General features: G+C 66.6%; 19 protein-coding genes, 1 pseudogene and 1 riboswitch. Of the genes and pseudogenes, 12 read left to right on the forward strand and 8 right to left on the reverse strand.

Annotated features, from left to right (window positions below; translation table 11 throughout):
* Nucleotides 1–3 precede the first annotated feature (3 nt).
* Genes DMB37_RS18385 through mnhG form a run of 3 tightly spaced genes read left to right on the forward strand, consistent with a single transcriptional unit; the run spans nucleotide 4 to nucleotide 1,200 of the window.
* Nucleotides 4–543 (forward strand): Na+/H+ antiporter subunit E, encoded by a 540-nt coding sequence (locus tag DMB37_RS18385; RefSeq protein ID WP_135237655.1) that lies wholly within the window; start codon nucleotides 4–6, stop codon nucleotides 541–543.
* Nucleotides 540–800 (forward strand): monovalent cation/H+ antiporter complex subunit F, encoded by a 261-nt coding sequence (locus DMB37_RS18390; RefSeq protein WP_135233764.1) that lies wholly within the window; start codon nucleotides 540–542, stop codon nucleotides 798–800. Before DMB37_RS18385 ends, DMB37_RS18390 begins: the two co-directional genes overlap by 4 nt.
* Nucleotides 801–858: 58 nt before the next feature.
* On the forward strand, nucleotides 859–1,200 hold the full coding sequence (gene mnhG / locus DMB37_RS18395) for a monovalent cation/H(+) antiporter subunit G (RefSeq protein WP_135233765.1): 342 nt from the start codon (nucleotides 859–861) through the stop codon (nucleotides 1,198–1,200).
* Between the two features lie 27 nt (nucleotides 1,201–1,227).
* Here the strand turns inward: mnhG and DMB37_RS18400 are convergent, their stop codons facing one another.
* The 5 genes from DMB37_RS18400 to DMB37_RS18420 form a co-directional block, all read right to left on the reverse strand.
* Entirely contained in the window at nucleotides 1,228–2,517 is a 1,290-nt protein-coding gene (locus DMB37_RS18400) for a DUF5933 domain-containing protein (RefSeq protein ID WP_370465414.1), read from the reverse strand.
* Nucleotides 2,518–2,662: 145 nt separating this feature from the next.
* Nucleotides 2,663–3,808 carry a glutamate--cysteine ligase gene (locus DMB37_RS18405; protein WP_107659716.1) on the reverse strand — a complete coding sequence of 382 codons (1,146 nt, stop codon included), beginning with the start codon at nucleotides 3,806–3,808 and terminating at the stop codon, nucleotides 2,663–2,665.
* Nucleotides 3,809–3,821: 13 nt separating this feature from the next.
* Nucleotides 3,822–4,508: a superoxide dismutase family protein gene (locus tag DMB37_RS18410; protein WP_107659717.1), complete on the reverse strand. Its 687-nt coding sequence runs from the start codon at nucleotides 4,506–4,508 to the stop codon at nucleotides 3,822–3,824.
* 150 nt (nucleotides 4,509–4,658) lie between these two features.
* Nucleotides 4,659–5,246, reverse strand: coding sequence for a LytR C-terminal domain-containing protein (locus tag DMB37_RS18415; protein WP_135233767.1), 588 nt, complete (start codon nucleotides 5,244–5,246; stop codon nucleotides 4,659–4,661).
* Nucleotides 5,247–5,265: 19 nt separating this feature from the next.
* A complete protein-coding gene (locus DMB37_RS18420) occupies nucleotides 5,266–5,610 on the reverse strand; it encodes a DUF3263 domain-containing protein (protein ID WP_135233768.1) in 345 nt (114 codons plus the stop codon).
* 188 nt (nucleotides 5,611–5,798) lie between these two features.
* On the opposite strand from DMB37_RS18420, the gene DMB37_RS18425 reads away from it, so the two are divergent.
* From DMB37_RS18425 to DMB37_RS18435, 3 genes and pseudogenes are all read left to right on the forward strand, one after another.
* Nucleotides 5,799–6,389: a peptide deformylase gene (locus tag DMB37_RS18425; protein ID WP_135233769.1), complete on the forward strand. Its 591-nt coding sequence runs from the start codon at nucleotides 5,799–5,801 to the stop codon at nucleotides 6,387–6,389.
* Nucleotides 6,379–7,386 carry a GNAT family N-acetyltransferase gene (locus tag DMB37_RS18430; RefSeq protein ID WP_135233770.1) on the forward strand — a complete coding sequence of 336 codons (1,008 nt, stop codon included), beginning with the start codon at nucleotides 6,379–6,381 and terminating at the stop codon, nucleotides 7,384–7,386. Before DMB37_RS18425 ends, DMB37_RS18430 begins: the two co-directional genes overlap by 11 nt.
* A 33-nt stretch (nucleotides 7,387–7,419) precedes the next feature.
* A pseudogene (locus DMB37_RS18435) lies at nucleotides 7,420–8,234 on the forward strand (exodeoxyribonuclease III).
* Nucleotides 8,235–8,243: 9 nt separating this feature from the next.
* Here DMB37_RS18435 and DMB37_RS18440 read toward each other — a convergent pair.
* Both DMB37_RS18440 and DMB37_RS18445 read right to left on the reverse strand, forming a co-directional pair.
* Nucleotides 8,244–8,843, reverse strand: coding sequence for a Uma2 family endonuclease (locus DMB37_RS18440; protein ID WP_135233771.1), 600 nt, complete (start codon nucleotides 8,841–8,843; stop codon nucleotides 8,244–8,246).
* A gap of 98 nt (nucleotides 8,844–8,941) precedes the next feature.
* Complete coding sequence (locus tag DMB37_RS18445; RefSeq protein WP_135233772.1) at nucleotides 8,942–10,864, reverse strand: acyl-CoA dehydrogenase family protein; 1,923 nt, start codon at nucleotides 10,862–10,864, stop codon at nucleotides 8,942–8,944.
* A gap of 182 nt (nucleotides 10,865–11,046) precedes the next feature.
* Here DMB37_RS18445 and DMB37_RS18450 point away from each other — a divergent pair, with 182 nt between their 5' ends.
* The 3 genes from DMB37_RS18450 to fahA all read left to right on the forward strand — a co-directional run bounded on the left by DMB37_RS18450 (nucleotide 11,047) and on the right by fahA (nucleotide 14,215).
* Entirely contained in the window at nucleotides 11,047–11,673 is a 627-nt protein-coding gene (locus tag DMB37_RS18450; RefSeq protein ID WP_135233773.1) for a TetR/AcrR family transcriptional regulator, read from the forward strand.
* Between the two features lie 167 nt (nucleotides 11,674–11,840).
* Nucleotides 11,841–13,037, forward strand: coding sequence for a homogentisate 1,2-dioxygenase (locus tag DMB37_RS18455; RefSeq protein WP_135233774.1), 1,197 nt, complete (start codon nucleotides 11,841–11,843; stop codon nucleotides 13,035–13,037).
* Nucleotides 13,034–14,215, forward strand: a complete 1,182-nt coding sequence (gene fahA / locus DMB37_RS18460) for a fumarylacetoacetase (RefSeq protein WP_167768879.1) — start codon at nucleotides 13,034–13,036, stop codon at nucleotides 14,213–14,215. Before DMB37_RS18455 ends, fahA begins: the two co-directional genes overlap by 4 nt.
* Before the next feature lie 72 nt (nucleotides 14,216–14,287).
* Here the strand turns inward: fahA and DMB37_RS18465 are convergent, their stop codons facing one another.
* Nucleotides 14,288–14,977, reverse strand: a complete 690-nt coding sequence (locus DMB37_RS18465; protein WP_135233776.1) for a TetR/AcrR family transcriptional regulator — start codon at nucleotides 14,975–14,977, stop codon at nucleotides 14,288–14,290.
* 96 nt (nucleotides 14,978–15,073) lie between these two features.
* On the opposite strand from DMB37_RS18465, the gene DMB37_RS18470 reads away from it, so the two are divergent.
* From DMB37_RS18470 to thiC, 3 genes are all read left to right on the forward strand, one after another.
* Complete coding sequence (locus DMB37_RS18470; RefSeq protein ID WP_167768880.1) at nucleotides 15,074–16,519, forward strand: lipase family protein; 1,446 nt, start codon at nucleotides 15,074–15,076, stop codon at nucleotides 16,517–16,519.
* Nucleotides 16,520–16,702: 183 nt separating this feature from the next.
* Entirely contained in the window at nucleotides 16,703–17,185 is a 483-nt protein-coding gene (locus DMB37_RS18475) for a VOC family protein (RefSeq protein WP_135233778.1), read from the forward strand.
* Between the two features lie 143 nt (nucleotides 17,186–17,328).
* A riboswitch (TPP riboswitch) is annotated at nucleotides 17,329–17,433 on the forward strand.
* The gene (thiC, locus tag DMB37_RS18480; RefSeq protein ID WP_135233779.1) at nucleotides 17,429–19,078 is read left to right on the forward strand and encodes a phosphomethylpyrimidine synthase ThiC; all 1,650 of its coding nucleotides are present in this window, start codon (nucleotides 17,429–17,431) and stop codon (nucleotides 19,076–19,078) included. (Overlaps the previous riboswitch by 5 nt.)
* Nucleotides 19,079–19,087 lie beyond the last annotated feature (9 nt).

Here is a 19,087-nt window from a genome sequence, read left to right on the forward strand (position 1 = left end):
GGAGTGAGCCGCGAGACCGTCGTGCGGATCAGCGTGCTGAGCTGGCTCACCGTCGTCTGGATCGCGCTGTGGGGCGATCTCAGCATCGCCAACCTGCTGGCCGGGCTCGCGGTGGGCGCGCTGATCATGGTGGCGCTGCCGCTGCCGAGGGTGCCGGTCAACGGGCGGTTGCATCCGTTGTCACTGGTCGAATTGGTCGTGGTGGCAACGTATTACGCGATCGAGTCCAGCCTGCAGGTGGCGTGGTTCGCGATCCGGCCCGCGCCGCCGCCGGTCTCCGGGGTGCTGCGCGTCTACCTGAGCACCAAGTCCGACCTGGTGCTCGTGCTGTGCACAGACCTGCTGAACCTGATCCCGGGCACCATGGTGCTGGAGATCGACCGGCGCCGCTGCGTGGTCTACGTGCACGTGCTTGACGTGAGCAGCGATGCGGCGGTGGACAAGTTCTATCGGACCACCCGGCGCCTGGAGAAACTGCTCATCGACTCGTTCGAGCGCCACTCCGAATGGCGTTCCAGCAAGGTGCCGGAGGCGGAACTGTGACGATCGTCGCCATCATCGCCGGCGTGCTGCTGACCGCCGCCGCCGTGATCACCAGCTATCGCATTCTGGCCGGACCGAGCACCCTGGACCGGATCGTCGGCATCGACTCGCTGATGGCGATCGCCGCGTCCGGACTGGCCGTCTGGGCGGCCTACAGCCAGGACACCACCATCATCCCGGCGATCATCGCGCTGGCCCTGGTCGGTTTCCTCGGCTCGGCCGCCGTCACCCGCTTCCGGGTGAAGGACGAACAGTGACACCTCGACGGAGACCAATGATGTTGAGACAACGGATAGCTCAGGACGGTGGCCACCGATGACCGGGTGGCAGTGGATCTCCGCCGCGCTGATCCTGTTCGGCGCCACCCTGGCGTTGACCGCGTCGATCGCGATCGTGCGCTTCCCCGACACCCTGACCCGCATGCACGCCGCCACCAAACCTCAGGTGGTCGGCCTGATCCTGGTGCTGGAGGGCGCGGCGATCGAACTGGTCGGCCACGGCAATGTCTGGGCCCTGGTGCTGGTCGGGCTGTTCACGCTGATCACCGCCCCGGTGGTGGCCCACCTCATCAGCCGCACCGCTTACCGGGAACAGCGCCACCGCGACGGCCTGCTCACCGTCAACGAACTCGGCGACACCATCGACTCGGTCGACTGAATACGGCCTGGTCGGGCTGAATTCCGCTCAACGCGCGGCGGTCTCGACTTCGCGTTGAGAGGCCGCGGTCTGCCGCTGCCCGGCGAACCAGGTCGCGTGGAAGGCGGCGGCCATGCCCGCGAGCAGCGCCAGCACGACCGTGCCCGCCAGCACCGGGTACTCGGCCATCGGCACCGACAGGTAGCGGTAGGACAGCAGCAGCACGGCGAGCACCACGGCGCCGCCCGCGACGAGCCGGATGCGGAACCAGCCCCAGCCGCGTTCCGGATCGCGCAGCGCCGACTCGACGGTCAGGCACAGCACCGCGCCCGCGACCAGGTCGACGCCGTAGTGGTAGCCGAAGCCAAGGGTGGCGATCACCGTGGCCAGCAACCAGAACGCGCCACCCCAGCGCACCAGGCTCGGCGCGGGGCCGCCGTCGGTGTCGCGGCGGGTGTGCAGGAAGACCGACAGCGCCCAGGCCGTGTGCATGGACGGCATGCAGTTACGCGGCGTCACCGAGTCGAACGGCATCGGCATCGGATTGCGGTCCAGCGGCGGCACCACACCCGGCCAGTAGTTGCCCAGTTGCAGCCCGTTCCCGTCCGCGCCGAACGCGAACATCGGCCCGACCACCGGGAAGATCACGTAGACGACCGGGCCGACCAGCCCGAGCACCAGAAACGTGCGCACCAGATAGTGGCTCGGCCAGCGACCACTGGACACCACCCGGCGCAGCTGCCACACCGCGACCGCGATCGCCGCGACCGGCAGCTCGATGTACACCCAGTGCAGTACCCCGTAGACGACCGGCCCGAGCACGTCGAGCACCCGGCCCATCACCCAGGACGGATCGCCGAGTGCGTGGTCGGCGAGCAGCACGTATTCGTCGAGCACCGACGGCCTGCTCATGATCGTGACGTGCAACCACACGTCGCCGACCTTGGTGGCGAGGATGAGCAGCGCGCCGAGCGCGGCGGCATGCAGTGCGCTGCGTCGCTGGGTCCCGTCCCAGCGCAGCCACGCGAATATCGCCAGCCCGGTGAGCACGATGACCGGTCCGTTGCCGATCGCGAAGGACGCACCGCTCAGCAGCCGGATGGCGGCCCACACCGCGTCGATGGCGACGGCCGCGCTGAGCGCGATGATCCGGTGCCGCGTCGAAATGCCGACCAGCGCAAGGATCAAGCCCGCCCACGGCACCGACATCGACTTGGGCGTACCGACGTAGTCCTGCCACAGACTCCCGAGCGGACCCTGGAACCCTTCGCGTACCGCCACGATTTGCAGCGCGATCAACAGCACCGGCACCGCGGCAACGCCTGCCGCGACCCACACCCGGGTCGGCGGCACACGCAACCGAGGAGCGGCGCTTCCTACTCTGGGTCCCGGGTCTTCGACAAGCACGTCGACCATAGTAAACGGGGGGTGAACGCCATCCCACTGCCCGACTGAACAGTGGGCGACCGATCGCCGGGCGGTATTACTGCTCGAGCTCCTTGACCAGCGCGTCTACCACCGCGACCAGGTCACCCTGCGCCGCCGCGGCGACTTTGCGCTGCCGCTGGTATGACGCACCTCGCTCCGGGATCTCCGCGACGAAGGCCAGTTCGTCCGAGCAGCCGAGCCGTTTTGCCGTCGGCTCCAACCGGTTCAGCAGGTCGGTCACGTCGTCGGTGACCAGCCGCTCGTTGCTCTTGTCGTCCACGATGACGATCGCGTCCAGCCCGTAGCGGGCGGCCCGCCACTTGTTCTCCTGGACGTGCCACGGCGGCAACGACGGCAACGTCTCGCCCTCATCGATCCTGCGGTCCAGATCGACGATCAGGCAGTGGATCAGCGCGGCCAGCGCCGCCAGCTCGGCGCGGGTGGACGTCCCGTCGCACACGCGCACCTCGATCGTGCCCCACTTCGGCGCGGGCCGGATGTCCCAGTGCATGCCGCCGAGCTGTTCGAACACACCGGTTTTGAACTGGTCGTGCACGAAATGCTCGAACTGGTGCCAGTTTTCGAACTGGAACGGCAGGCCCGCGGTGGGTAGTTGCTGGAACATCAGCGTGCGGTTGCTGGCGTAGCCGGTGTCGGCACCCGCCCACATCGGCGAGGACGCGGACAGCGCGAGCAGATGCGGGTACTGCATCAGCAGCGCGTTCAGGATCGGAAAGACCTTGTCCCGGTGCGAGACCCCGACGTGCACGTGCACGCCCCAGATCATCATCTGCCGGCCCCACCACTGGGTGCGCTCGATCAGCTCGTCGTAGTGCTCCGAGCGGGTCAGCTGCTGGGCCGACCACTGCGCGAACGGATGGGTGCCCGCGCAGAACAGGTCGACGCCGAGCGGGTCGGCCGCGCGCCGGACCGCGTCCATGGTGCCGCGCAGATCGTCCACCGCCTCGCCGACGGTGTCGTGCACCCCCGTGACGAGCTCCACGGTGTTGCGCAACAGCTCCTTGGTCACCTGCGGGGTGCCGTCGTGCGCTTTCAGGTCGCCGAGCGAATCGAACACCGCCGCAGCGGTATTCGACAGATCGCGACTCACCTTGTCGACGAGGGCGATCTCCCACTCGATACCGATGGTGGGCCGGGGCGAACCCGGGAAGGAAACGTGTTCTCTACCTGCCCCGGCCATGTCGGCTCCTGCGCTACTGGATCACACCGCAGGCGACGCGGCCACCCGCGTCGCCCGTTGCTAGCGTCGTGTCATCCGGGCCGGCAACGCCGTCGGCACGGAGGTATCGGTTCGGGATGTTGCCGAAGTTGTCGGCGTCGGCGTGGATCATCAGCGCCTTGTTCTTCAGCTCGTCCAGGGTCACCGAGTCGGTGGTGGTGACCAGCTTGGCCGAACCGTCCGAGCGCACCTGCAGCGAGCTGAGGTCGCCGCTGGCCGGGTGCGTGTTCGCGCTGCCGACCTGCAGATGGCCACCGGCGGACAGGAAGTCGCCGGACGGGCCGCCGGTCGGTGCGACCGAGTTGGGCTCGCACTTGCCGATCGAGTGCACGTGCAGGCCGTGGAACCCGGGGCGCAGGCCGTGCGCCTCGACGGTGACCTGCAGGTGGTTGCCGTCCTTGACGAAGTTCGCCGTGCCGACCGAGGAGCCCGAGGCGTCCTTAAGGTCGACCTTCACACCCGCGTTCGAGTCGGCGGTACCGGTTTCCTTGCCGAACTCACTCGACGGCGGGGCGGCCGCACCGCTCCACACCGGCGGGGTCGTTCCCTTGACGTCACTCGACTCCTGGCTGTTGGTGCAGCCTGCGAGGCCGAGTACCGCGACCGCGAGCACCGGGGTCACAGTCCGCCAGGACGGGCGTCGAGTTGTGGACGGGGCCATCGGGGAACTCCTTTACGAGTACCGAGTTTACGAGTAAAGCTGGGTGGACACGTTCGTTACCGGACAAGATGATGCCACGCCCGCCGTGTTGCGCAGTGACAGGCCCGTTCAGCGGCAGGTCACCCAGTTGCGGCGACCGGTCGCCAGTTGTCAGTTACCCGTCACGATGACGGTTACACCGGGCGAGGACTCGCCCAAACCACTCGACTTCGGTTCTGCGGTGATACCCAACTCTTGCGCTATGGCCAACCCGGCCTCTTTGTCGCCCGCCGAATTGCCGTAGTACACGGTCGTTTTCGGGATATTGACGCCGGGGTAGTTGCCCGTCTCGACGACATTCCAGCCTTCGGCGGTGAGCTGATTGGCGGTCTTACCTGCCAGCCCGGCGATCATGCTGTTGTTGAGCACGCGCACCGGAACGGACTTGGCCGCGGCACCGGTGGGGGTGGTCGGCGCCGGGGTGGTGGTCGGCGGCGCGGTCGTGGACGACGGCGGCACCGTGCTGGACGAGGTGGGTGCGTCGGCCGAGGTCGGCGCGGCGGTGGTCGGCTTGACGACCGCGGTGGGGGCCGGGGCCTGCGGGACGGTAGTCGCCGACTGATCGGATCCCGCGTTGTCCGCATCGGACTTCGACAGCGACATCGCACCCAGTCCGCCGAACACAATGGCCAGTGCGATCAACACCATCGCCAACGCTCGCAATGGCGGCCCACCGGAGGTGGGATTCGGGTAGCTCACCTACTCGAGCCTAGCCCGGTCATACCTGGAATCCGAGCCGTCGCGCGGCCCTGGCTTTTTGCCTGCTCGCTCGCAACCGGCGCAGCCGCTTGACCAGCATCGGGTCGGCGGCGAGCGCCTCCTGCCGATCCACAACGGCATTGAGCACCTGGTAATACCGGGTGGGCGACATGCCGAACAGCTCCCGGATGGCTTCTTCCTTGGCCCCCGCGTACTTCCACCACTGGCGCTCGAAGGCCAGGATGTCGTGTTCGCGACGGCTGAGACTGTCGCCGTCGCCCGTCGATTCCGCTGCCGTGACATCGTCGCTCGCGGAAGGGTCGCCCTGGATCGCGGAAAGATTCCGTGCCGCTGCGCCGTCCATCTTGCTCCCTCGCCGAGTTACCACCAGACGAAAAATGGTGCTTGTACGTCGCGGATCATTCAACCACGAGACCGTGGGATAGCCAGGGCTACGGCGCGGCGTGTTCGCTACCTGCCGGTAAGCGTGTCGCGGGAAGGTTGCCGCCCCCGCACGGCCGGCGGCCCAGCGGCGCGGCAATAATTGTGTCCATGGCTATCCTCCCGATCGTGATCGTCGGCGACCCGGTTCTGCACAACCCGACCGAGCAGGTCACCCAGTCACCGGAGGAACTGGACGAGCTCATCGCGGACATGTACGAAACCCTCGACGCCGCGCACGGTGTCGGCCTGGCCGCCAACCAGGTCGGCGTGCCGCTGCGCCTGTTCGTCTACGACTGCCCCGACGTCGCCCCCGACGGCACCGCAAGCAGGCGCCGCGGCGCGGTGATCAACCCGGTGCTGGAGACCTCGGCGATCCCGGAGACCATGCCGGACCCCGACGACGACGAAGAGGGCTGCCTCTCGGTGCCCGGCGAGCAGTACCCGACCGGGCGGGCCGAGTGGGCGAAGGTCACCGGCACCGACGAGCACGGTGCGCCGGTGGAGATCGAGGGCAAAGGTTTCTTCGCCCGCATGCTCCAGCACGAGGTCGGCCACCTGGACGGTTTCCTCTACGTCGACGTGCTGATCGGGCGCAATGCCCGCGCGGCGAAGAAGGCGATCAAGCGCAACGGTTGGGGCACACCGGGACTCAGCTGGATCCCCGGGACCGTCGCGGATCCGTTCGGCCATGACGACTGACGCGGACGGCACCTTTCCGCAGATCCCGCTCGGCCGTCGAGTCGTCCTGCGCTACCGGTTGCCCGCGGGTTATCCACAACCACTCACCGATGTGATCGGCGAGCTGGTCTCGCTGGATCCGCCGACCGTGCGCGACGCCGACGGGCGGACCGTTTCGGTGACCCCGGACCGGGTGGTCGCGCTGAAAGCGGTGGGGCCGAGGCCGATTCGGACCAAGGAGATCAGGTCGCTGGAGGCCGCGGCCGCGGACGCCTGGCCCGGTGTCGAGCACACCTGGATCGACGGGTGGTTCGTGCGGGCCGGGCACGGGTTCTCCGGTCGCGCCAATTCCGCTCTGCCACTGGGTAGTTCCGACGGGCCCGCGGCGCTGACGCCGGACGCCATCCATCGGGTCGGCGAGTGGTACACCGCACACGGCCTGCCGCTGCTGCTCGCACTGCCCGACCGGCTCGCGCCCATCCCGCCGGGCTGGGACAGCTGGAGCGAGACCGTCGTGATGGCCATCGACATCGAGAACTTCGTGCTCCCGCAGGGGCCCTCGATGGTGCGGATCGCCGGCGCACCGGACGACGCCTGGCTGGAATTGAACCGTTTCGGCGGCGAAGTGGTGACGCCGCAGCGACTTTCGACGCCGGAACCGAATGTCGAGGTGCTGACCGCGGTGCGCGCCGGCGAGCTCGGGTTCGCCTCGCTCGGCGTGCCGAGGCCGATCGCGATCGGGCGCGGCGCACTCACCACCGCGCCGGACGGGCGCCGCTGGATCGGGCTCACCTGCGTCGCGGTGGGCGCGGAGCACCGCAGGAAAGGGCTCGGTTCGCTGGTGTGCGCCGAGTTGATCCGGTGGGGTCACGGGCGCGGCGCGACCCACGCGTACCTTCAGGTCGAGCAAGGCAACAGTGCGGCCATCGCGCTGTATCGCGAGCTCGGTTTCGTCGAACACCACATGTATCGCTATGCGGCCCCTGCCGCGCTCGCCCGAACTGCCGCCCTGCGGTAGAACGGAATAAGACCCGCATCAAGGAAGGCAGCTGTGCGTCTCGCCACCTGGAACGTCAACTCGATCCGCTCCCGGCTCGATCGGGTTGCGGAGTTCCTGGACCGCCAGGACATCGATGTGCTGGCCCTCCAAGAGACCAAGTGCCGCGACGACCAGTTCCCGTTCGAGCGGTTCGACGAACTCGGGTACGAGGTCGCACACCTCGGCATCAATCAGTGGAACGGGGTCGCGATCGTCTCCCGGGTCGGGCTGACCGACGTCGAGCTCGCCTTCCCGAACCAGCCCGGCTTCGACAAGGAGGCCGGTGAATCGCTGATCAGCGCGCCCGTCGTCGAGTCGCGCGCGCTCGGCGCCACCTGCGGCGGTGTCCGGGTGTGGAGCCTGTACGTGCCCAACGGCCGCGCCCTCGCCGACCCGCACTACGCCTACAAGCTGGAATGGCTTGCCGCGCTACGGGAAAGCGGCGCCCGCTGGCTCGCCGAAGACCCGCAGGCCAAGATCGCCCTCGTCGGTGACTGGAACATCGCCCCCACCGACGACGACGTCTGGGCCCCCGAACTCTTCATCGACAAAACCCACACCTCCCAGCCCGAACGCGACGCCTTCCAAGCCTTCCTCGACACCGGCTTCGCCGACGTCATGCGCCCCTACGCCCCCGGCCCCGGCGTCTACACCTACTGGGACTACACCCAACTCCGCTTCCCCGCAAAGAGGGCATGCGCATCGACTTCATCCTCGCCTCCCCCACCCTCGCCACCACCACCAAAGACGCCTTCGTCGACCGCGAGGAACGAAAAGGCAAGGGCGCCAGCGACCACGCCCCGGTAATCGCCGAATTCACCGTCTAGGCGGGCAACTCAACGCACCCAATCCTTGATCGGCTCAGTGTCTATGGTGCCGCCGATAGGGTCCGGAAGGGTAAGCACGGTACCGAACGGTTGTGTCAGAGATCGCTGATATTTCCCATCGACAGGCGTGCTGTAGACAACGAATTCACACGAATCACGGTCGACCAGTAAGTAAACCGGAATACCAGTCTGCGCGTAGGCGCGAGGTTTCTCCTCCCGATCCCGACGATCGGTGTCTTGGTCGTGCGAAGTCACCTCGACGACAAGCAGCACCGGATCGGGATCAGCCCATTCGGGTTGCCCTGCGAAGACACCACTCGGAGCAAGAGCGCCATCGGGCCTGGCACGACCAGATCGATAGCCCTCAACCTTCAGTCCCTGCTCCTGAAACAGCCATAGTTCCGGACGCAGCAGCAAAAAGGCACGAATCAACCACTCGATTATGCAGCCATGATCCCCGTCCGGCACTGCCTTCGCCCCCAATTTTCCGTCGATGAACTCCAATCGCAAACCCTCTGACACACGACCAGCTATCCGAGCGAGTTCTTCGAACTCCTCGGTGGTCATCAGAGACTCAGTAGCCATAGGAGACTCCTCGACAGCGGTCATAGCACAACAGTACCGACAGTGACCGACAACAACATAGGTCTCTCCGGATGCACGTCGCAGCAACGCCCAGGTACTGGACCATGAGTAACAGCCTACGTTTACGGGTTCATTTCGTAGGTTCCCGCGAGGGATCTGGCCTGGGCCAATACTTGGTCGAAGCGACGGCGGTCGGCGATCGGGCGGCGGATGAGGTCGAGGGCTCGGGTTTGCTGGGCCTTGGTTGCGGCGGGCTTGGTGTGCAGGGTGAGGGCGTTCTCGGCGAATTCGCGGACGAAATTGTCGAAGATCTGGTCCAGCACGGCTGGGTCGGTGCCGTCGATTTCTGCCTGTTCGAGGACCAGTTGGGCGTAGGGCAGGGCGGTGAAGAGTTCGCCGAGTGCGAAGAGGAAGTCGACGTCGCGTTGCTGGGTGGCGGTGGGGGACGCGGCGGCGAGGAGGGTTTGGAAGGCTAAGGCCTGGTCCAGGAAGACGGCGACATTCGGTATGTGGGTGAACTTTTCGAAGACCTGGCGCCAGTCGCTGAAGCGGATGCGGCCGAGGCCGCTGCTCGGTCCCTGGCGGAAGAGGAATTCGTCGTCGGCGGGGTCGCGGCGGGTCGGTACCGGAGCGTAGGCGGCGCCGGCCAGTTCGGTGCGCAGCTTCGGGATCGCGGCGCCTGCGCGGGGGGCGAGCTTGCGGCTCGACCAGCTCAGCGCGCCCGAGACGGCGCGGACCGCGCTCTTCGGTGCCGCGCCAGCGCCAGGCAGCAAGCGCAGTGCGGCCAGGCCGGCGTCGGCGGGGTGGAACATGTAGTTGGCCATGAACTTCAGCGACAGCGCCATGTTCACGTGCACGGTGCCTTCGAGCCGGGGCAGTCCGAACAGCCCGAGCATCGCGATCGGAAAGTACATGTCCTTCTCGAAACCGCGCGCGGCGATCACGTCGGCGAGGTCCTCGATGATCCGCTGCCCCTGCCGGGTGACGGTCATCTTCTCAATCGCATTGAACAACAGGTAGCGCCGGTCTTCCGGGGAGGCCGACCGCAGGTAATCGATGGCCCGCTCGCTGTAGAGCTTCATCGCCATCAGCCGCGCGTACGAGTCGGTCAGTAGCGACTGTACCTGCGGGAACTCGGTCACCTTGTGCCCGAACAGGATTCGATTCTCGGCGTGCGTCACGGCCTCGTAGTAGGCGTGTTCGCAGGCGCCGACGGCACCGAAGCCGAGATTGAACTTGCCGACGTTGACGGTGTTCATCGCCGCATGGAAGGCCGCCTCGCCGCGGTGCAGGATGTCTTCCTCGGCAACGGGATAGTTCTCCAGATCGAAGGCCGCCACATACATCTGGCTGTCCACGACATTGCCGCGCAGGTGGTAGTTCTCGTGCTGGCTGTCCGCGAGGAAGAACAGGTAGCCCTCGTAATCCTGCTGTGTCGGTTTGCTTTCCAGCGCCTTCGAGCTGTCGATGATCGGCTTGTCGGAGCGCCGGCCGAACACCGAGACCAGCGCGGCCTGGTTGCCGTTGCCGATGTAATGCTTGGCGCCGGTGGCCAGGTAGCCGCCGCCGGGCTGCGGCGCGACCATCATGTCGGTGGAGTAGACGTCGGCGCCGTGCTCCTTCTCGGACAGACCGAAGGCGAAGATCTCGCCGGAGGCCAGCAGGGCGGCGGCGCGCCGCTTGGCCGCCGCGTTGTCGCTCTGCCAGATGGGGCCGAGGCCGAGAATGCTGACCTGCCAGACGTACCAGTACTGCATGGAATAGAACCCGAGGATCTTGCTCATCATCGCGATCCGCGCGGTGTCCCAGCGCTTGTTCGGATCACCGTCCGCCTCGGCCGCCGGTGTGAGGAAAGTCGCGAAGACCGCCTCGCGCTTCACGAAATCGAGGAACTCGGCGTACCAGACCCGATCCCGATCCTCCTGCTTGAGCACCGCTTTGCCGCGGGTCTCGAACCAATCGACGGTCGCGCGCAGCAACCGGCGGGTCTCGGCGTCGAACTCCGCGAATTCGCAGGTCTTCGGGTTGAACAGGGTTTCGGTCATCGCTGACTCCTCGGCTGTGGCATAGCGCTCGCACCCGCGTGCAGGTCGCTCGACAAAGACAGTCGGCACTACCCAGCCGACTTCATGCACGACTGTAGCATTAACATTCACCAGCGTAGGAAATTGATCTACAGGCGCAGGACCAGCGAGAACTCCGCAACATGCGCTGCTATGTTGTGCTCATGGGTAGCGATTCGGCCGTGCGACCGCGGCAGCGAGCGCCGCACCTCGGCCCGGAACGCCGCCGCCCGCAGGTGCTCGACACCGCGCTGGCCATCGCTGTGGAGCACGGCATCGCGGCGGTCACCATGGCCGCCATCGCCGAGCGGATGAACGTGACCCGGCCGGTGGTCTACGCCTGCTTCGCCGACCGCGTCGAACTGATCGAGGCGCTGATCCAGCGCGAAGAGAGCTACCTGGTCGACGACCTGCTCGGCGTCATGCGCCGCCGCGACGTGGACGCGGGCGAAACCGTGTTCATCGAGGGCTTCCGCGCACTGCTGGAGAAGGCCGCCGCCCGGCCCGACGCCTGGCGCCTGCTCTACGGCAATCCCGATCCGGCCGTTGCGGATTCGTTCGGCCGCGGCCGCGCCCTCGCCATCGAGCGCTGCAGCACCCTGCTGCGCCCGACCCTGCGCGCCTGGGGCACCGAAGACGCCGAACGCAAGCTGCCGGTGCTGGTGGAGCTGTGGGTGTCGGCCGGCGAAGGCGCGGTGCGCACGCTGCTGGCCGGCGAGGGCGGCTGGACGGCCAAGGACCTCGGCGCCTTCGTCGGCGCAGCGGTCTTCCGCGCTCTGCGCCACGCCTGACAAATTGTCAGCAACTTTCTGAACAGCTAGGCGAAATGCCTCCCGATCTCCCGATGTTCCGGCAGAATCCGCGCTGACGGGGGCGGATTCCGCCACTGCACCCGCGTGCCCATCACTACGATGGGGACCAGTTGAACCAGGCCACAAGCCAGGCAGGAGGTGCGGTCATGGCGTTCTATCGACAAGTAGGAGCGGTGCCGCCGAAACGGCATACGCAACACCGGGACGAGCAGGGGCAGCTCTACTACGAAGAGCTGATGGGCGAGGAGGGTTTCTCCGGGGATTCCTCACTGCTGTACCACCGTGGGCTGCCGCCCGCGATCGTCGACTCGACGGTGTGGGAGCTGCCCGATCAGTCCACCACTCCGAATCATCCACTGCGGCACCGACATCTGCGGTTGCCCGAGTTGTTCCCCGATGACACGCCGGCCAGGACCGACGCGGTGACCGGACGGCGGCTGCTGCTCGGCAACTCCGATGTGCGCATCTCCTATGTCGTGGCGAAGGGCAGCTCACCGCTGTACCGCAACGCGATCGGCGACGAGCTGGTCTATGTGGAATCCGGTGCCGCGGTGGTCGAAACGGTCTTCGGCCCGCTGCCCGCGCGCCAGGGCGACCAGGTGCTCATCCCGCGCGCGACCACCCACCGCTGGCTGCCGACCGGCCCGGAACCCCTGCGCGCGTACGTGATCGAGGCGTCCAGCCACATCACCCCGCCAAAGCGGTACCTGTCGAAGTTCGGCCAGCTGCTCGAGCACGCGCCCTACTGCGAGCGCGATCTGCACGGCCCGGCGGAGATCCTGACCGCGACCGGCGCCGACGTGGAGGTGCTGGTCAAGCACCGCCCCGGCGGCAAGGTCGTCGGCACCCGGCTGGTGTACGCCACCCACCCGTTCGACGTGGTCGGCTGGGACGGCTGCCTGTATCCGATCACCTTCAACATCAGCGATTTCGAGCCGATCACCGGCCGCATCCACCAGCCGCCGCCGGCCCATCAAGTCTTCGAGGGGACCAACTTCGTGGTCTGCAATTTCGTGCCGCGCAAGGTGGACTATCACCCGCTGTCCATCCCGGTGCCGTACTACCACTCCAATGTCGACTCCGACGAGATCATGTTCTACTGCGGCGGAAATTACGAGGCGCGCAAGGGATCCGGCATCGCGCAGGGTTCGGTGTCGGTGCATCCCGGCGGCTACGCGCACGGCCCGCAGCCCGGCGCCTACGAGCGCAGCATCGGGCTCGACTACTTCGATGAACTCGCGGTCATGGTCGACACCTTCCGGCCGCTGGAACTCGGCGAAGGCGCTCTCGCCTGCGAAGACCCGGCGTACGCGTGGACCTGGTCCGGACGGGGGCCCGCGTGAAGACTCGCGTCGAAGTACCCGACGATTCCCTGTTCGGTACGGACAACCTGCCCTACGGAGTTTTCGCTCCGGAGGGCCAGAACTACCGTGTCGGAACACGATTGGGCGATTCGATCATCGATCTCGCTGCGGCACTGGGTGATCCGGAGTTCGCCGAACCGAGCCTGGCCGCCCTCATGGCACGCGGTCCGGACCATTGGCGGCAGGTGCGTGAACGCATCCGCGAACTGGTAGGCAACGAAATCGACAGCGCGGCAGTGCATGCGCTGTCCGAGGTGCAGCTCGGACTGCCGGTGGCGATCGGCGACTACGTCGACTTCTACGCCAGCATCGACCACGCGACGAACCTCGGCCGCCTGTTCCGGCCGGACAGCGAACCCCTGCTGCCGAATTGGCGGCATCTGCCGGTCGGCTACCACGGGCGGGCAGGCACCGTGGTGGTGTCCGGCACCGAGGTGATCCGGCCGTCCGGCCAGCGCCGGACCGATTCGGGCACACCGGATTTCGGTCCGTCCCGGCGGCTGGACATCGAGGCCGAGCTAGGCTTCCTGGTCGGTGTCGGTTCCGAACTCGGCGATCCGATCGAGACCGGCGAGTTCGCCGAGCGGGTGTTCGGCGTCGCGCTGGTCAACGACTGGTCCGCCCGCGATATCCAGGCGTGGGAGTACCAGCCGCTCGGCCCGTTCCTCGGCAAGTCCTTCGCGACCTCGATCGCGCCCTGGGTCACGCCGCTGGCCGCGCTGGAATCCGCACGGGTGCCGACACCGGAGCAATCCCCGGAGCCCCTGCCCTACCTGCGGGAAAAGGAGCCGTGGGGTCTCGACATAGACCTGACGGTGTCTTGGAACGGGGAGGTGGTCGCGCATCCGCCGTTCTCCCGGATGTACTGGTCGCCCGCGCAGATGCTGGCCCACCTCACCGCGAACGGCGCCGCCACCCGCACCGGCGACCTGTACGCCTCCGGCACCATCTCCGGCCCGGAGCCCGACCAGCGCGGTTCCTTCATCGAACTCTCTTGGGGCGGTAGCGAACCCGTGCTGGTAGGCGGCCAGAAGCGCACGTTCCTGGAGGACGGTGACGAGGTGGTCATCACCGCGTCCGCACCGGGTCCCGGCGCCGGGCGCATCGGCCTCGGCGAGGTCCGGGGGCGAATTCAACCCGCGCGTCTTCGCGACTGACCCGAGGAGCCGGGCAACAACGGCGCGGGGCGGGCCGAATCATTCGGCTCGACCCGCGTCGTTTGTCGTAAACTATTGTCCCGCAACAGCTCCGCGTCCGGCATTGACCACGGTCACGAACCGGACCAGGTCCTCGGTGAGGGTTTCCGCGCCGTCCGGGGCGCCACCGTCGTCGTGATGGTGCAGCCAGTCCGCGACGAGTTCGAACATGCCGCCGATGGTGGCCAGCGCCAAGGCCAGCCGCGCCCGCTGCACGCCGGCGTCGCTCGCCGGTTCGCCGCTCCACACCCGGTCCAGGAAGGCCGCCGACCAACGCCGGTTGCTGCGCCGCATCCGCTCCACCGCGGGCGAGATGCCGCCCGCTTCACCGAAAGTCACCTTGGCCAAGCGCGAATCGTCGGCGATGGCGTGCACGAACGCCTCGATCACCGGCACGGCGCGCTCGGGCCAGGCCAAGTCGGCGGCCGCGGCGGCGCCGGCGATCACCCGTTGCTGGATCTGCGCGGTGAGTTTCTCTAGCAGTGCGATGTAGCACGCTTCCTTGCTGTCGAAATGGTCGTAGAACCCCTTGGTTCCGACATACGCGCGCTGGCAGATCTGCTCGATCGATGTTCCCGAATAGCTCTGCTCGGCAAACAGTTCGGTGGCCGCGTCGAGCAGTTGATTGCGCCGCTGTGCGCTGCGCTGTTCGGCGTCGAGTCCACGGATCCGGCGACGAGCCGGCCCCTCGGCAGGCCGCGCGGCGGATTTGCTGCGGGTCATCCCTCGACCATAGCTCGGCAAGGTTTAGAAAGAGTTCTTGTTGATAACAGGCTCTCATGTTGTAATCGCTGTCACATGATGAGGAAGGACGCACACGTGTCAGTGATCACAGGGGATCCGACCGGTCGCACCCGCCGGTCGGGGCGCGCGGTTGCCACGCTGGTGACCATGGCGTTCGCCATGGCCGCCGTACTGCTCGCCGGCGCCGTCACTCCCACGCAGGCCACCGCAATCCCACTCCCGCACGAAGATTCGTTCTACCAACCGCCCGAAGGCTTCGAAGCCAAGGAGCCTGGCGCCATTCTCCGATCCCGCGAGGTACGTCTCGCGGCGCTGACCGTGCTTCCGGTGAATGTACGGGCCTGGCAATTGCTTTATCGCACTACGGATCTGAACGAGCAACCCACCGCCGCCGTGACCACGGTGGTGCTCCCCGCGCTGGCCGATCCGAATCGTTCCCGGCCGCTGGTTTCCCTGCAGTTCTACTACGACAGCGCCAATCTGGACTGCTCGCCGTCGTTCGTGTTGCAGCAGGGTGCGGGCCTGGCCGGACTCGAAGGCATCCATTCACAGAGCGAACTGCTCGGACTGGCCGCGTTGATCAGCCAAGGCTGGGCGGTCTCCATCCCGGACTACGAGGGCGTCAACGGCCACCTCACCGTGCCCAAGGAGCCGGGCTACATGACCCTCGACGGCATCCGCGCCGCCGAGCGTTTCGAACCGCTCGGGCTGGACGGGGCCAACACGCCCGTCGCGCTGTGGGGGTACTCGGGCGGCGGTATGGGTTCGGGCTGGGCAGCCGAAATGCAGCCGACTTACGCACCCGAACTGAACGTGAAAGGCATCGCGCTCGGGGCGCCGACCTCGGATGTGGTGTCGCTGCTGCATGTGAACGGATCGATGTTCTCCTCGTTGATCGGCATCGGCATTTCCTCACTGCGCAAGGCCTATCCGAAGTTCCGCGAAGCCTCCGACCGGTATCTGAAGCCGGAGGGCCGGGCGCTGATGGACCAGACCGAACGGCAGTGCCTGCCGCGCAACGCGCTCACCCAGATGTTCGTCGACTACGGCCGGTTGCTGACCATTCCGATCCCGGACTTCCTCGCGGTGCCCGAGATCAAGGAGGTCTTCGACTCGACGGTGCTCGGCCGCAATATTCCTACCGCACCGATCTTCCTGTACCAGGGCGTGTTCGACGAGGCGGTGCCGGTGTGGACCAATGACCGGCTGTCCCAGCAGTGGTGTGCCGGTGGCGCATCGGTGCTGTACAAGCGCGATCATCTCAGCGAGCATCTGAGCCTGCCGTCGCTCGGCATGGCCGACACACTCAACTGGCTGAAGGCGCGGCTCGCGCCGAACGCGCCCGACCAATTCGGCTGCCGAACCGAGAATGTCGTGTCCATGCTGGCCGACTTCAACGCGCTGCTGACGCAGATCGAGATCAACCTGAACGCCACCTTCGGCGCGCTCGGCTTTCCGATCGGTCCCCGCGAGCTCCCCCGCCCCTCCGCATCTTCAGGCCAGACTGAGGTGCCACGATAGTGACGTTGGCGACCGGCGGTCGTGTGGTCAGTTGAGTCGGCCGGTACCCGGCGAGTTACACCATGTACTCCCGAAATCAGTGGTCACTGATTTCGGGAGTACATGGTGTACGTGAACGCGATTAATTCCGGTCGCCCATCCCGTCTGCACAGATATCTATCAACTCCGGCCGGGAGGACCGTCATGCAAAAGATCGTCACCAACCTCTGGTACGACACCCAGGCAGAAGAAGCCGCCGAGTTCTACTGTTCGCTGTTCGCCGACTCGAAGATCACCCACGTCCAGTACCACACCGAGGCGACCAACCGCCCGACGGATCTGGCGATCACCGTCGACTTCGAGCTCAACGGACAGCAGTTCACCGCCATCAACGGTGGCGGCGACTACAACTACACCCATGCCATGTCGCTGCTGGTCAACTGCGAAAGCCAGGACGAGGTCGACCGGCTCTGGGAGGCACTGCTCGCCGACGGCGGCAAGGAGATCGAATGCGGCTGGCTCAACGACAAATACGGGGTGCCGTGGCAGATCTGGCCCGCCGAGGCCACCGAGCTGGTCACCGGCGACGATCGGGAAGCGGTGAACCGCGCCATGCAGGCCATGCTCGGGATGCGGAAGATCGTCCTGCAGCAGATGCGCGACGCCTACAACGGCAAGACGGACTGATCTCGCGAGTACATGGGTAACTCGCCGGGCACGGGCTGACCGGCGAGGCTACCCACCGCCGGCCGCCAACGGGACTATCGCGGCACCTCAGTCTGGCCTGAAGACACGGAGAGGCGGATGAGCTACTGTCGGGCTGGAAAATTTCACACGCCAACGGGGGCTCGCACCAGCGGGCTGAGAGGACGGCTAGGGCCGTCGACCGTATGAACCTGACCGGGTAATGCCGGCGTAGGGAGAAAAATCATGGCATCTGTTGCGTCCAAAGACGGCTCCGAGACCGTCGACACTGTCACCACCGGCCCCATCGAAGGCAGCGTCAAGCACTATCACGAGGTCGACGGGCTCCGCGTCCCGGTGCGCCGGGTGAACCTGACCAACGGTGAGCACTTCGACGTCTACGACACCTCGGGTCCGTACACCGACGACTCGGCGGAGATCGACCTGGAGTCGGGTCTGCCGAAACTTCGCGATACCTGGGCCAAGCCCGAGGTCGATGGACCGCCGACCCAGCTCGCCTGGGCCAGGCAGGGCATCATCACCCCCGAGATGCGGTTCATCGCCGCCCGCGAGGGTGTGACGCCCGAGTTGGTACGCGACGAGGTCGCCCTCGGTCGCGCGGTGATTCCGGCCAACCACAAGCACCCGGAGCTGGAGCCGACCATCATCGGCAAGAAGTTCCTGGTGAAGATCAATGCGAACATCGGCAACTCAGCCGTCTCGTCCTCGATCGCCGAGGAGGTCGAGAAGATGGTGTGGGCCACCCGCTGGGGCGCCGACACCATCATGGACCTGTCCACCGGCAAGAACATCCACGAGACGCGCGAGTGGATCCTGCGCAACTCCCCCGTGCCGGTCGGCACCGTGCCGATCTACCAGGCGCTGGAGAAGGTGAACGGCGACCCGACCAAGCTCACCTGGGAGATCTACCGCGACACCGTGATCGAGCAGTGCGAGCAGGGCGTGGACTACATGACCGTGCACGCGGGCGTGCTGCTGCGTTACGTGCCGCTGACCGCCAAGCGGGTCACCGGCATCGTCTCGCGCGGCGGATCCATCATGGCCGCATGGTGTTTGGCGCATCACCAGGAATCGTTCCTGTACACCAACTTCGCCGAGCTGTGCGACATCCTGGCGAAGTACGACGTGACCTTCTCCCTCGGTGACGGCCTGCGCCCCGGCTCCATCGCCGACGCCAACGACGAGGCGCAGTTCGCCGAGCTGCGGACGCTGGGCGAGCTGACGAAGATCGCGAAATCCCATGGCGTGCAGGTGATGATCGAGGGCCCCGGGCACGTACCGATGCACAAGATCGTGGAGAACGTGCGGCTGGAGGAGGAGCTGTGCGAGGAGGCGCCGTTCTATACCCTCGGCCCGCTCGCCACCGACATCGCCCCCGCTTACGACCACATCACCTCGGCGATCGGCGCCGCGATCATCGCGCAGGCGGGCACGGCGATGCTCTGCTACGTGACCCCGAAGGAACACCTCGGGCTGCCCAACCGCGACGACGTCAAGGTCGGCGTGATCACCTACAAGATCGCCGCACACGCCGCCGACCTGGCCAAGGGGCACCCGCACGCGCAGCAGCGCGACGACGAATTGTCCAAGGCGCGTTTCGAATTCCGCTGGCGCGATCAGTTCGCGCTGTCGCTGGATCCGGACACGGCCAGGGAATACCACGACGAGACCATGCCCGCCGAGCCCGCCAAGACCGCGCACTTCTGCTCCATGTGCGGTCCGAAATTCTGCTCGATGCGCATCTCCGCCGATGTCCGTGAGTACGCCGCGCGTAACCAGCTCACCGATGTCGAGGCGATCGAGGCCGGGATGGCGGCGAAGTCCGCGGAGTTCGTCGACAACGGTAACGCGGTCTACCTGCCCGTCGTTTCGTAGGTTCGTAGA

Source organism: Nocardia sp. CS682 (assembly GCF_004634405.1).
GTDB classification, from domain to species: Bacteria; Actinomycetota; Actinomycetes; order Mycobacteriales; family Mycobacteriaceae; genus Nocardia; species Nocardia ninae.